A 13,636-nucleotide genomic window follows, 5' to 3' on the forward strand; every position below is an offset into this window, starting at 1 on the left:
ACCATAATAAAAAAGAAGGAGATGAGAACAATGACGACCAAACTTACCACCGATGCTGTCCCTGCTCCCGATGTTGTGCGCTGCGCCTATATGGAAATTCAGGTCACCAACCTTAAAGCCGCGCGCGAATTCTACGTCGATATCCTGGGTCTGGTTGTGACCGCCGAGGACGAGAAAACCCTCTATCTGCGGTCGATGGAAGAGTTTATCCACCATAATCTGGTGCTGCGTGAAGGACCGGTGGCTGCCGTTGCGGCCTTTGCCTTCCGGGTGCGTACGCCGGAAGACGTCGATCGGGCTGAAGCCTATTTCAAAGCGCTGGGTTGTCGTACCGAACGTCGGGTGAATGGCTTCGCCAAAGGCATTGGCGATTCGGTGCGGGTAGAGGATCCGCTCGGCTTCCCGTACGAATTTTTCTACGACGTGCAGCACGTCGAGCGTCTGGCCTGGCGTTACGATCTCTACACGCCAGGGGCGCTGGTACGTCTCGACCACTTTAACCAGATCACGCCCGATGTTCCGCGTGCGGTGGAATACATCCAGGGCCTGGGGTTCCGCGTGACGGAAGATATCCGGGATGAAAATGGCGTGGTTTACGCCGCCTGGATGCGCCGCAAAGCCACGGTGCACGACACCGCGATGACCGGCGGCGCCGGGCCGCGTATGCACCATATTGCGTTCGCTACCCATGAAAAGCACAACATTCTGGCCATCTGCGACAAGCTCGGCGCACTGCGTAAATCCGATTTGATCGAACGTGGCCCAGGCCGCCACGGCGTCTCTAACGCCTTCTATCTCTATCTGCGCGATCCCGATGGCCATCGCGTAGAAATCTATACCCAGGATTACTACACCGGCGATCCTGACAACCCGACCGTGAGCTGGGATGTGCACGATAACCAGCGCCGCGACTGGTGGGGCAACCCGGTAGTGCCAAGCTGGTACACCGAGGGGTCACTGGTGCTCGATCTCGATGGCCAACCGCAGCCGGTTATCGAACGCAACGCGCCAAGCGAAATGGCCGTCACCATTGGCGCGGATGGTTTTTCCTATACCCGTCAAGGCGATACAGAGAAAGGCTTTAAGCTCGGCAACACCCTGTAGCCCCCAACGCGCGGACAGGCGTTCGCGCAAATTCGTTTCCCGGAGATTGCTATGCCGCATTTTTATGCTGAATGCACCAATAACATCCGCGAAGAAGCCGAGCTCCCCGCGTTGTTCGCCAAGGTCAATCAGGCACTGGCGGACACCGGTATTTTTCCGCTGGCCGGAGTGCGCAGCCGCGCTATCTGGCTGGATACCTGGCAGATGGCCGACGGTAAGCACGATTACGCCTTCGTGCATATGACATTGAAGATTGGTCACGGCCGCAGCCTGGAAAGTCGTGAACAGGTGGGTGAGATGCTGTTTGCGCTGATCAAAGAACATTTTGCCGCGCTGATGGCCAGGCGCTATCTGGCGCTGTCCTTCACGATGGAAGAGCTGGATCCGGTGCTGAACTACAAGCAAAACAATGTCCACGCGCTATTTCGCCAAGGCTAAGGGGCCGTCAATGTTGAATAAAGAGCTGGTTAGTCGTGCCGTGCAGCGCTTGCATCAGGCGGAGCAAAACCGCGAGCAGATCCGTGCGCTGTCGCTGGATCATCCCGAGATCACCATTGAAGACGCTTACGCCATTCAGCGCCAGTGGGTAGAGCTGAAGATCGCCGAAGGGCGCAAACTCAAGGGCCATAAAATCGGCCTGACGTCGCGCGCCATGCAGGTCAGCTCCCAGATCTCCGAGCCGGATTACGGCGCGCTGCTGGACGACATGTTTTTCAACGATGGCAGCGATATTCCCATCGACCGTTTTATCGTGCCGCGCGTCGAGGTGGAGCTGGCCTTCGTGCTCGCCAAGCCGCTGCGCGGGCCAAACTGCACGCTGTTCGACGTTTATAACGCCACCGATTACATCATTCCGGCCCTGGAGATCATCGATGCGCGCAGCCATAACGTGGATCCCGAAACTCAGCGCCCGCGCAAGGTGTTCGACACTATTTCCGACAATGCCGCCAATGCCGGGGTGGTGATGGGCGGACGGCCGATCAAACCGGACGCGTTGGATCTGCGTTGGATCAGCGCGTTGCTGTACCGCAACGGCGTGATTGAAGAGTCTGGCGTGGCGGCAGCGGTGCTGAACCATCCGGCCAACGGCGTGGCTTGGCTGGCCAACAAACTCTTCCCGTACGACGTAGAGCTGGAAGCCGGGCAGGTGATCCTCGGCGGTTCCTTCACCCGACCGGTTGCCGCCCGACGTGGCGACACCTTCCATGCGGATTATGGCCCGATGGGCTGCATCAGCTGTCGCTTTGTCTGATCGGCCCTTTCCCTGTGGGAGAGTGGAAAAACCAATGGAGAACACCATGTTAACCAACCCTTTCAAGCAGGCGTTGCAGGAAAAACGCCCGCAGATTGGCCTGTGGCTGGGGCTGTGCAGCAGCTACAGCGCAGAAATGCTGGCCGGGGCCGGTTTCGACTGGCTGCTGATCGATGGCGAACACGCGCCCAACAACGTACAAACGGTATTGGGCCAGTTGCAGGCCATCGCGCCTTATCCGAGTCATCCGGTGGTGCGTCCGGCATGGAATGATCCGGTGATGATCAAGCAACTGTTGGACGTCGGTGCGCAGACGCTGCTGATCCCGATGATCCAGAACGCAGAACAGGCGCGTGACGCGGTGCGAGCCACCCGTTATCCGCCGCATGGCATACGCGGCGTTGGCAGTGCGCTGGCTCGTGCTTCCCGCTGGAACAGGGTGCCGAATTACCTGCAACAGGCCGACGCGCAGATGTGCGTACTGGTGCAAATCGAAACCCGTGAGGCGGTGAAAAACCTGGATGCCATCCTGCAGGTGGAGGGGGTCGACGGGGTATTTATCGGCCCGGCGGATCTCAGTGCCGACATGGGTTTTTCCGGCAATCCACAGCAGCCGGAAGTGCAGCGCACCATCGACGACGCTATAGCGCGCATCAGCGCCGCCGGTAAGGCAGCAGGCATTCTGACGGCCAACCCGGAACTGGCGCAGCACTATCTGGCGTCCGGCGCGCTGTTTGTCGCAGTAGGGGTGGATACCACCCTGCTGTCGCGAGCGGCGGAATCTTTGGCCAGCCGCTTTAAACAAGAGCGGCCGCCCGTACAGTCCCCGAGCGTTTATTAGGTTGCAGGCCGCCATCTTATTGGAGACACCATGAGCAACGTCGATTCGCTGCCGCCGGTCAACCCGGCGCAGCAACATAAAGCGTTAACCGCCGCCGAGCAATCGGTGATTAAAAAGTTATTTCGGCGACTGATTATTTTTCTGTTTGTGCTGTTTGTTTTCTCTTTCCTCGACCGCATCAACATCGGTTTCGCCGGGCTGACGATGGGCAAGGATCTCGGCCTGAGCTCGACCATGTTCGGCCTGGCGGCAACCTTGTTCTACGTCACCTACGTGATCTTCGGCATTCCGAGCAATATCATGTTGGGGATCGTCGGCGCGCGACGCTGGATCGCCACCATCATGGTGCTGTGGGGCATCGCCTCGACCTGCACGCTGTTCGCCACCGGGCCGACCAGCCTGTACCTATTGCGGATGATCGTAGGCATTACCGAGGCCGGTTTTCTGCCGGGGATTTTGGTGTATCTCACCTATTGGTTCCCGGCTTTTTACCGCGCTCGCGCCAACGCGCTGTTTATGATCGCCATGCCGGTAACCATGGCAATTGGCTCATTGGTGTCCGGCTATATTCTGGCGCTGGACGGGCTGATGAACCTCAAAGGGTGGCAATGGCTGTTCCTGTTGGAGGGCATTCCTTCGGTGCTGTTGGGCGTGGTGGTGTGGTTCTACCTCGACGATACTCCTGCCAAAGCCAAATGGCTGACCGACGAGGAAAAGGCCAGTCTGAAGGCGATGATGGAGGCGGACAAACTGCAACTGGTGCAGCCCAATGGGCCGGGCAGCCATCGGGCATTGCAACAGCGCAGCCTGTGGCGGGAAATTTTCACGCCGATTGTGTTGATGTATACCCTGGCTTATTTCTGTCTGACCAACACCCTGAGCGCCATCAATATCTGGACGCCGCAGATCCTGCAGAGCTTCAACCAGAGCAGCAGCAACATTGTGATCGGTATTCTGGCGGCGATCCCGCAAGTCTGTACCATCGCCGGTATGGTGTGGTGGAGTAAGAGATCGGATCGGCTGCAAGAGCGCAAACACCACACCGCGCTGCCGTACCTGTTTGCCGCTGCCGGTTGGCTGCTGGCGTCGGCCACCGATCACAGCATGATCCAGCTGCTGGGGATCGTGATGGCGTCGGTGGGGTCGTTCACGGCGATGGCGATCTTCTGGACTACGCCGGATCAGTCCATCAGCCTCGAGGCGAGGGCGATTGGGATCGCGGTGATCAATGCCACCGGCAATATCGGATCGGCGGTCAGCCCGGTATTGATCGGCTGGTTTAAGGATCTGACCGGCAGCTTTAACTCTGGGCTGTATTTCGTTTCGGCGTTGTTGGTCATCGGTGCCGTGATCGTGTGGCGGATCCCGATGCAGGGCTCGCGTCCACGGGCCACGCCATAAGCCTGATATTAGGCTATTTTACTTGCCATTTTGGCCTAGGGCAGTGCTCGGACCCCTTACGTACTGCGTGTACGCTCGGGTTCCTGCGCGCTGTTCATGGCCAAACTGTCTGCGACAATGACGCCTAATAAAAGGCTTATCACTGATCTCATCGCTGATGGAGGATGATGTGCAGAAAAGTACCGGTTTTATCGCCAATATCGATATCTGCAAAGAGTACGATGCGCGTTACGCCACCGACGAAGTGCACTATGAAACCTTCGCCGGACTGGCGGCGTTTTTTGGCCGCGATATGCAGGTGCATTGGCACGATCGGTTTTTCCAGATGCATTTTCTGGAGACCGGCAAGATAGAGCTGCAGCTGGACAGCCAGCACTATTCGGTGCAGGCACCGCTGTTCATCCTGACGCCGCCCTCGGTACCCCATGCGTTTTTCACCGAACCGGACAGCGACGGCCACGTGCTGACGGTGCGCCAGGAGCTGATTTGGCCTTTGCTGGAGCGCCTCTACCCTGGCAGCAATCTGGCGTTGGACATGCCGGGCATTTGCCTTTCACTGGCGGATGCACCGCAGGAATTGACCGCGCTTAGCCATTACTGGGCGCTGATCCGGCGTGAGTTCAGCCAGAGGTTGGTGGGCCGCGAACAGACGCTGGTGCTATTGGCGCAGGCGGTGTTTACCCTGCTGTTGCGCAATACCACGCTGGAGGATACCGCCACCAGCGGCGTGCGGGGTGAGCTGAAACTGTTCCAGCGTTTCAACAAGATGGTCGATGAGCGTTTTCGCGATCACCTGGCGGTGCCGGACTATGCTCAGGCGCTCGGCGTCACCGAATCGCGGCTCAACGATTTGTGCCGACGGTTTGCCAATCAGCCCCCCAAACGTTTGATCTTCGATCGCCTGCTGCGCGAAGCCAAGCGCATGCTGCTATTCAGCGCCTGTACGGTGCATGAAACCGCCTATAGCCTGGGCTTTAAGGATCCGGCCTATTTCGCGCGTTTCTTCAATCGTCTGGAAGGCTGTTCACCCTCGACCTACCGCGCCGCGCAGCATCCCCTTTCATAACGGCGGAACACCGTCTGGATCACAATTCGCGGCGATTGTGGCCAACCCGCCTGAAAAGTACCGGCGTTTGCCGCAAAAGTCTCTTCTCGAAACCGGCCCTGGAAGCTTCAATTAAGCAACCAAAAGAAAACATTTTATTAACAATGAAATGTTCAAACGATATTAGTGCTAGCCAAAATAGTTGGAGTTGCAGCAAGGCGACCAGTGAACGCATCCCGATGAGCTGACTTTGGTCAGTGATTCGGGTGAGGGAGCGCAGTCAACACCGCGGCAACTGCAAATATGAAGGATACGGCCGATTACGAGGAATGCTTAATGAAACCTGAAGACTTTCGTGCTGACAACAAACGCCCGTTCACCGGTGCCGAATACCTGAAAAGTTTGCAGGACGGCCGTGAGATTTATATCTACGGCAAACGAGTGAAAGATGTCACCACTCACCCGGCATTCCGTAATGCAGCGGCTTCGGTCGGTCAACTGTACGACGCGCTGCACGATCCGGTCAGCCAGGATCGCCTGTGCTGGAACACCGATACCGGCAACGGCGGTTACACTCACAAATTCTTCCGCTACGCCCGCAGCCCGGAAGAGATGCGCCAGCAGCGTGATGCTATCGCCGACTGGTCGCGCCAGAGTTACGGTTGGATGGGGCGCACCCCGGACTACAAAGCAGCCTTCGGGTGTGCGCTGGGGGCTTATCCCGAGTTTTATGGTCAGTTCGCCGATAACGCGCGCCACTGGTACAAACGCATTCAGGAAACCGGCCTGTACTTTAACCACGCTATCGTTAACCCACCGATTGACCGCCACAAGCCGGTCAACGAAGTGAAAGACGTTTACATTCAGGTGGAGAAAGAGACCGACGCGGGCATTATCGTCAGCGGGGCCAAGGTGGTGGCAACCAACTCGGCGCTGACCCACTATAACTTTATCGGTTTTGGTTCTGCCCAGGTGATGGGGGATAACCCGGACTTCGCGTTGATGTTTGTGGCGCCGATGGATGCCGAAGGGGTGAAGCTGATTTCTCGCGCCTCTTATGAGCTGGTGGCGGGCGCAACGGGATCCCCGTTCGATTATCCGCTTTCGAGCCGTTTCGATGAGAACGATGCGATCCTGATTATGGATCATGTGCTGATCCCGTGGGAAAACGTGCTGATCTACCGCGATTTCGATCGTTGTCGTCGCTGGAGTACGCAAGGGGGGTTCGCTCGTCTGTTCCCGCTGCAGGCCTGTGTGCGCCTGGCGGTGAAGATGGACTTTATCACCGCGCTGCTGCAAAAAAGCCTGTCCTGTACCGGCGTGCTGGAGTTCCGTGGCGTACAGGCCGATCTTGGCGAAGTGGTGGCCTGGCGCAATATGTTCTGGTCACTGAGCGATGCGATGTGCGCCGAGGCCACCCAATGGGAAAACGGCGCTTATCTGCCGGATTCCACCGCGATGCAAACTTACCGCGTGATGGCACCAATGGCCTACACCAAGGTGAAGCACATTATCGAAAAGAACGTCACCAGCGGTTTGATTTATCTGCCGTCCAGCGTGCGCGACATGAATAATCCAGAGATCGATAAATACCTGGCTCGTTACGTGCGCGGATCCGACGGTATGGATCACGTTGAACGCATCAAGATCCTCAAGCTGATGTGGGATGCGATCGGCAGCGAATTCGGCGGTCGCCACGAGCTGTATGAGATCAACTACGCCGGCAGCCAGGATGAGATCCGCCTGCAGTGTCTGCGCAACGCACAGGGATCCGGCGCCATGAACCAGATGATGGAGATGGTCGACAAATGCCTGTCCGACTACGACCAGCACGGTTGGAAAGTGCCGCATCTGCATAATAATGGTGACATTAATCAGCTGGATAACTTGCTCAAGTGATCCTGAAGGAGGGGTGTATGTCTCAGGAAAATGAACACCGTTTGCTGTTTCGCGACGCGATGGCCAGCCTGTCCGCCGCGGTGAATATCGTCACTACCGACGGTCCTGCGGGGCGCTGCGGCATTACCGCCACCGCCGTGTGCTCGGTGACCGATACGCCGCCGACGCTGCTGGTTTGCATTAACCGCAACAGCGCGATGAACCCGGTTTTCCAGGCGAATCAGCGTCTGTGCGTTAACGTATTGAACCATGAGCAGGAGCTGATGGCGCGCCACTTCGCCGGTATGACCGAACTCAGCATGGAGGATCGTTTCCGTCTGGAGGAGTGGCAGAACGGCGCACTGAATCAGCCGGTGCTGCGTAACACGCTGGCCAGTCTGGAAGGGGAGATCGAGCAGATCCAGAGCATTGGCACCCATCAGGTTTATCTGGTGCAGATCCGCCAGATCCGGGTGAGTGCGGGCGGTAACGGCCTGATCTACTTCAAACGCAACTTCCATCCGGTGATGCACAAGATGGCGGCGTTAGTCTGAAAACGGCGGGGCGCACGGGCTGCGCCCCGTTACGGCATTAGCTTTTGTTGGTCGCCAACTCGGCGACCAGCCGGTTAACCGGATCGCTCATGTTGGTGAATTTACTCAGTTCCGAGCGGGTTACCACCACAAATACCCCAACGTTTTTCTGCGGGATCATCGCCATATAGGTGATAAAGCCACCGCCACCGCCGGTTTTCTGAATAATCCCCGGCAGTTCGCCGTTCGGCGCCATATACACCCATCCCAATCCCAGGGCGCTGGCTTCACCCGGCACATCCATCCCTTTGAGCGAAACCAGATCGTTACGCTGGAAGTACATGGTCTGCTCACTGGCCGCGGTTGATTTGCGTGGGCCGGAGACGTTGGAAGTGAGGAACTGTTGCATCCAGCGCTGCATATCGCGTGGGGTAGAGTAAACGCCGCCGCTGCCGGCCGCGGCCGTGGTATCGCGGCAGGCACTAGGGCCGGCTGAGGCAACCATCAGCCGTGAGCACTGCTCGGCACTGGGGGTCAGGGTGGTGTCGACCATACCGAGCGGCGCGGTGATTTTTTCTTTCAGCAGGGCGCTGTAAGGTTTACCCGCCGCCCGTGACAGCGCATCCGCCAGCAGGTCATACGCCAGGTTGGAATAAGAGGCACGTACGCCCGGCGGTACCGTCACGTTGGCATGCTCCAGCCACTGCCAGCGCTGTGCTTTGGTCGGCCAGGTGAACACCGGCGTTTTAGGCGGTTTCTTGCCCGGTTGCTCACGCGGCAGTGCGCTGGTGTGGGTGGCCAGGTTCAGCAAGGTGATCGGCTGGCGAGCGTTATAAGCCGGTACGTAGGCACCGGACGGGGCGTATTTGCGCAGCGGATCGGTGAGCTTGACCCGGCCTTCCGCCGCCATTTTTACCATCACTTCGCTGGTCATCAGCTTGGTGATTGAGGCGATGCGGATCAGGGAATCCGGGCGCGGACGCAGGTTGTTACCGGGTTTGGTGTCGCCAAAACTGCGGTTAACCACCTGATTGCCGTCGATTACCACCAGCGCCATGCCGGTGGCGCCGCTGTTGTAGAAAATGTGCTCGGCATATTGGTCGACGATTTGCGAAGCCAGCTGCGGGGCGGCGGCCTGCGCGGCCAGCGGTGCGGCACACAGGCTCAGCGCCAGCAATGAAGCGGAGAAAGAGTTCTTCAACGATGGTTATCCATTTTAAAAGGCAGCAGTGAAAGGGCCTATACCCGTCGTCTTTCAAGCCGCAGCGTTCAAATCCGTTTCCGACAGATTTGTCACTCACCCCAGTTACTCTAGGGGGCGAATATATTCGCCCCGATTAATGCGGGCGCCGCATGCGGCGCCCCTACAAAAGCTGGGGATGAGCGAGCAGGTCGCCTGGCTGCAACTTGAAAGCCATAGGGTGCAATGCAATATGCTGTCAGTGTAATGTGCCTGAGCCTTGGCTGCATGTGGAAAAAAGGCGGTTTGAGAAAAAATTTCTCACCGCCCTGATGCCGACCAATCGTCCTACTGCGCGCGGGCGAAAATGGCGATCACTTCGTCCAGATGCGCTTTCATCGCCTTGCGTGCGCCACGCACGTCACGCGCCTCGATAGCGGCCAGAATTTCCCGGTGTTCCTGCTCGGAACGGTGCGGCATGTCATCCGGCGTATAGTGACGCTGAAGTACGCGGAACATGCTGCCGTAGCGGTGGCCGAGCAGGTGGCCGATGATAAAGGCATAAGCTGGGTTGCCGCTGGCCTGGGCGATGCGGATATGGAACAGCCGATCGCCTGGATGGGTGGCCGATCCCGCGCGGTTATCACGGCAGTTTTGCTCGTAGGCCTCACGGATGCCCGCCAGTTCCTGATCGGTGGCGTGCCGTGCTGCCAATGCCGCCGTTTCGGGTTCGATCAACAGGCGGGTTTGCAGCAGTGAGAACGGCGGCAGCTCGGCGTTAAAATCCAGCTCGATATTCAATTCATCATCGATTTCCGCCCACTGATCCCGGCCGGCCTGGGCCATCACCGGCTCTTGCGATGTCATCACCGGCGTTTGCGCCCGGACGATCACCCCGTTGCCGACTTTGACATCCACCAGGCCAATCACTTCCAGCGCGATCAACGCCTCTCGAACGGAGGCCCGGCTAACCTGTAACTGCTGGGCCAGATCGCGTTCGGAGGGCAGGCGGCTGCCGGGAGGAAATTCATTGTTATCGATAAGCCGTTTCAATTGGTCGGCTATCTGTCTGTAAATACGAGGGTTTTCCAGTCGGGTGATCGGCATTTTTTACCTTGGCCTTTTCCGTGTTAAGTGATTCAGCGCACAGTTATTAGTCAAACCGCTTGAGTAATCGTTATTCAAGTGTAAAAAATTGGTTAATCAAAAAGCTGTTCCAAGTGTATCTCATAACATTCTCACCAAACCATAACGCGTAAAGCGTCTTTTGTCATGTTAAAGGCCTGACCTTTAATCGCCCTGAGTGGCCTGACCATTAGACCTTTAAGCCAAGGGAGCGAAAATGAATTTAACCGGAAAACGCGTGCTGATCACCGCCGCCGGCCAGGGGATTGGCTTCAGTACCGCCAAACTTTTTGCTGAGGCAGGCGCGCAAGTCATTGCCACCGACATCAACACCGAGCAACTGCAGGGTTTGCCCGGCATCGAGCCAATGACGCTTAACGTCACCGATGCCGCGGCGATTGCGGCAGCGGCGGAAAGCCTTGGTCCGATCGACGTGCTGTTCAACTGCGCCGGCGTGGTACACAGCGGATCAATCCTGGAGTGCAGTGAGGATCAGTGGGCATTTGCGCTGGATCTGAATGTGACCGCGATGTACCGCATGATCCGCGCCTTTCTGCCCGGCATGCTGGCGCGAAAAAACGGGTCGATTATCAATATGTCCTCGGTGGCTTCCAGCGTGAAAGGAGTGCCTAACCGCTTTGCCTACAGCGCCACCAAGGCGGCGGTAATCGGCCTGACGCGTTCGGTGGCGGCGGATTACGTCACTCAGGGCATCCGTTGCAACGCCATTTGCCCCGGTACGGTGGAGTCGCCTTCGCTGCGGCAGCGCATCGCCGAGCAGGCGCGTGAACAGGGACGCAGCGAAGAAGAGGTGTACCAGGCGTTTGTGGCTCGTCAACCGATTGGCCGTATCGGCACCACCGGCGAGATCGCCCAATTGGCGCTGTATCTGGCCTCTGACGCCAGCTCCTACACCACAGGGACGGTACAGATTATCGATGGCGGCTGGAGCAACTGAGGAATGGCCATCAGGCTATTACGCTTGCCATTTTGAGCTTGGGCAGTGCTCGGACTCCTCACGTACTCTGTGTACGCTCCGGGTCCTGTGCGCTGTCCGCACTCAAACTGCCTGCGCTCATGACACCTGCTGACTCATCCCTTTGGAACATTTTTAGAGTGAGGACACCATGAAACTTTTACGTTACGGCGCACCGGGACAGGAACGCCCAGGAATATTGGATCCGCACGGGCAGATCCGCGACCTGTCGCAGCATATTGCCGACCTGAGCGGAGATGCGTTGCTGCCGGCGGCCTTGGACAAACTGCGTGCGCTGGACATCAACCAACTACCGCGGGTGGAAGGACAACCGCGACTGGGGCCGTGCGTGGGCCACATCGGCAAATTTATCTGCATTGGCCTCAATTATGCCGACCATGCGGCGGAAACCGGCGCGGCGATCCCCTCCGAGCCGGTAGTGTTCAACAAATGGACCAGCGCGGTGGTCGGGCCGAACGATGAGGTACAAATCCCGCGTGACTCGCTTAAAACGGACTGGGAAGTGGAGCTGGGCGTGATTATTGGCCAGGGCGGACGCTATATCAGCGAACAGGACGCGATGCGCCACGTCGCCGGTTACTGCGTGATTAACGACGTTTCGGAGCGTGAATTCCAGATTGAACGCGGCGGTACCTGGGACAAAGGCAAAGGCTGCGACACCTTTGGCCCCACCGGCCCCTGGCTGGTGACCGCCGACGAAATTGCCGATCCCCATAGCCTGAACCTGTGGCTGGAGGTGGACGGCAAGCGTTATCAGGACGGCAACACCAGCACCATGATCTTCCGCATTCCGCAAATTATCAGTTACCTGAGCCGTTTTATGAGCCTGCAACCGGGCGATGTGATTTCGACCGGTACGCCGCCGGGCGTCGGCATGGGGCAGAAACCCACGGCTCTCTACCTGAAAGCCGGGCAGACGATGCGGCTGGGTATCGAGGGATTGGGTGAACAGCGTCAAACAACCGTACAGGCCTGATGGGGAGCATTGCCATGACAACGATTACCGCACTGCGGGTGGAAGATATTCGCTTCCCGACTTCACTGGCGCTGGACGGATCCGATGCGATGAATCCGGATCCCGACTACTCCGCCGCTTATGTGATCCTGGATACCGATCGCGCCGATCTGAGCGGCCACGGGCTGACTTTTACCATTGGCCGCGGCAATGAGATCTGCTGCGCGGCGATCCGCGCGCTGGAGCACCAGATCGTCGGTGTCACTCTGGAAGAGATCGCCGCCGATATGGGGGCCTTTTGGCGTCGTTTTACCAGCGACAGCCAACTGCGTTGGATCGGGCCGGACAAGGGGGCGATCCACCTGGCGACCGGCGCGGTGATCAACGCAGTTTGGGATCTGTGGGCCAAAGCCGAGGGGAAGCCGGTGTGGCGGCTGGTGGCGGAGATGACGCCAGAGGAACTGGTGCGCTGCATCGATTTTCGCTACATCACCGACTGCATTACGCCGCAGGAGGCGCTCACGCTGCTCAAACAGCGGGCGCAGGGTAAAGAGCAGCGTCTGGAACGGCTGCTGGAGGAAGGCTACCCCTGTTACACCACCTCCGCCGGGTGGCTGGGCTACCCGGACGACAAGCTGCGTCGGCTGTGTCAGGAAGCGGTCGATGCCGGTTTCTCCTACCTGAAGCTGAAGGTGGGGCGCGATCTGGAAGACGATATCCGCCGCGTGCGCATTGCTCGCGAGGTCATCGGCCCCGATCGTCAACTGATGATCGACGCCAACCAGGTCTGGGAGGTCAACGACGCCATCCCTTGGGTGAAACATCTGGCATTCGCCAAGCCCTGGTTTATCGAAGAGCCCACCAGCCCGGATGATGTCGAAGGGCACCGTCGCATTCGCGAAGGGGTTCATCCGGTCAAGGTTGCCACCGGCGAGATGTGCCAAAACCGCATTATGTTCAAGCAGTTCATCATGCGCGAAGCGATTGACGTAGTGCAGATCGACGCCTGTCGCCTGGGGGGCGTCAATGAAGTGCTGGCGGTGATGCTGATGGCGGCCAAATACAACCTGCCGGTGTGTCCGCATGCCGGAGGTGTGGGGCTGTGTGAATACGTTCAGCATCTGTCGATGATCGACTACCTGTGCATTGCCGGTACCCACGAAGGACGGGTGATCGAATATGTCGATCACTTGCATGAACACTTTGTTCACCCTTGCGACGTCAAGGGGGCGGCCTATATGCCGCCACGTCATCCGGGTTACTCGATCGAGATGCACGCGTCATCGCTCGAACAGTATCGGTTCCGCGGTTGAACGGGAAACAGC

13 protein-coding genes are annotated in these 13,636 nt (G+C 58.2%); 11 read left to right on the forward strand and 2 right to left on the reverse strand.

Annotated features, from left to right (window positions below; all coding sequences use genetic code 11):
- Positions 1-30: 30 nt before the first annotated feature.
- The 8 genes from hpaD (at position 31) to hpaC (ending at position 8,075) form a co-directional block, all read left to right on the forward strand.
- The gene (gene hpaD / locus AC1RKG_RS15665; RefSeq protein ID WP_020825085.1) at positions 31-1,104 is read left to right on the forward strand and encodes a 3,4-dihydroxyphenylacetate 2,3-dioxygenase; all 1,074 of its coding nucleotides are present in this window, start codon (positions 31-33) and stop codon (positions 1,102-1,104) included.
- A 51-nt stretch (positions 1,105-1,155) separates the two neighbouring features.
- Positions 1,156-1,542 (forward strand): 5-carboxymethyl-2-hydroxymuconate Delta-isomerase, encoded by a 387-nt coding sequence (locus AC1RKG_RS15670; protein WP_020825086.1) that lies wholly within the window; start codon positions 1,156-1,158, stop codon positions 1,540-1,542.
- Positions 1,543-1,552: 10 nt separating this feature from the next.
- The gene (gene hpaH, locus AC1RKG_RS15675) at positions 1,553-2,356 is read left to right on the forward strand and encodes a 2-oxo-hept-4-ene-1,7-dioate hydratase (protein ID WP_020825087.1); all 804 of its coding nucleotides are present in this window, start codon (positions 1,553-1,555) and stop codon (positions 2,354-2,356) included.
- Positions 2,357-2,402: 46 nt separating this feature from the next.
- On the forward strand, positions 2,403-3,197 hold the full coding sequence (gene hpaI / locus AC1RKG_RS15680) for a 4-hydroxy-2-oxoheptanedioate aldolase (RefSeq protein WP_046375088.1): 795 nt from the start codon (positions 2,403-2,405) through the stop codon (positions 3,195-3,197).
- A gap of 30 nt (positions 3,198-3,227) precedes the next feature.
- Positions 3,228-4,598 carry a 4-hydroxyphenylacetate permease gene (gene hpaX, locus AC1RKG_RS15685; RefSeq protein WP_116691327.1) on the forward strand — a complete coding sequence of 457 codons (1,371 nt, stop codon included), beginning with the start codon at positions 3,228-3,230 and terminating at the stop codon, positions 4,596-4,598.
- A gap of 157 nt (positions 4,599-4,755) precedes the next feature.
- Entirely contained in the window at positions 4,756-5,664 is a 909-nt protein-coding gene (gene hpaA / locus AC1RKG_RS15690) for a 4-hydroxyphenylacetate catabolism regulatory protein HpaA (RefSeq protein ID WP_020825090.1), read from the forward strand.
- 315 nt (positions 5,665-5,979) lie between these two features.
- Positions 5,980-7,542, forward strand: coding sequence for a 4-hydroxyphenylacetate 3-monooxygenase, oxygenase component (hpaB, locus tag AC1RKG_RS15695; RefSeq protein ID WP_493183466.1), 1,563 nt, complete (start codon positions 5,980-5,982; stop codon positions 7,540-7,542).
- 17 nt (positions 7,543-7,559) lie between these two features.
- Entirely contained in the window at positions 7,560-8,075 is a 516-nt protein-coding gene (gene hpaC, locus AC1RKG_RS15700; protein ID WP_020825092.1) for a 4-hydroxyphenylacetate 3-monooxygenase, reductase component, read from the forward strand.
- Between the two features lie 37 nt (positions 8,076-8,112).
- Here hpaC and ampH read toward each other — a convergent pair whose 3' ends face one another.
- Together ampH and AC1RKG_RS15710 are read right to left on the reverse strand one after the other, a co-directional pair.
- Positions 8,113-9,255 (reverse strand): D-alanyl-D-alanine-carboxypeptidase/endopeptidase AmpH, encoded by a 1,143-nt coding sequence (ampH, locus tag AC1RKG_RS15705; protein ID WP_020825093.1) that lies wholly within the window; start codon positions 9,253-9,255, stop codon positions 8,113-8,115.
- A gap of 327 nt (positions 9,256-9,582) precedes the next feature.
- The gene (locus AC1RKG_RS15710) at positions 9,583-10,341 is read right to left on the reverse strand and encodes a FadR/GntR family transcriptional regulator (protein WP_020825094.1); all 759 of its coding nucleotides are present in this window, start codon (positions 10,339-10,341) and stop codon (positions 9,583-9,585) included.
- A 235-nt stretch (positions 10,342-10,576) separates the two neighbouring features.
- Here AC1RKG_RS15710 and AC1RKG_RS15715 point away from each other — a divergent pair, with 235 nt between their 5' ends.
- The 3 genes from AC1RKG_RS15715 (at position 10,577) to AC1RKG_RS15725 (ending at position 13,624) form a co-directional block, all read left to right on the forward strand.
- Complete coding sequence (locus AC1RKG_RS15715) at positions 10,577-11,317, forward strand: SDR family oxidoreductase (protein ID WP_020825095.1); 741 nt, start codon at positions 10,577-10,579, stop codon at positions 11,315-11,317.
- Between the two features lie 169 nt (positions 11,318-11,486).
- The gene (locus tag AC1RKG_RS15720; protein ID WP_128865551.1) at positions 11,487-12,332 is read left to right on the forward strand and encodes a fumarylacetoacetate hydrolase family protein; all 846 of its coding nucleotides are present in this window, start codon (positions 11,487-11,489) and stop codon (positions 12,330-12,332) included.
- Positions 12,333-12,346: 14 nt separating this feature from the next.
- Complete coding sequence (locus AC1RKG_RS15725) at positions 12,347-13,624, forward strand: L-fuconate dehydratase (protein WP_493183469.1); 1,278 nt, start codon at positions 12,347-12,349, stop codon at positions 13,622-13,624.
- The last annotated feature ends 12 nt before the right edge of the window (positions 13,625-13,636 follow it).

This window comes from Serratia sp. GW822-FHT06D09 (genome assembly GCF_058799515.1).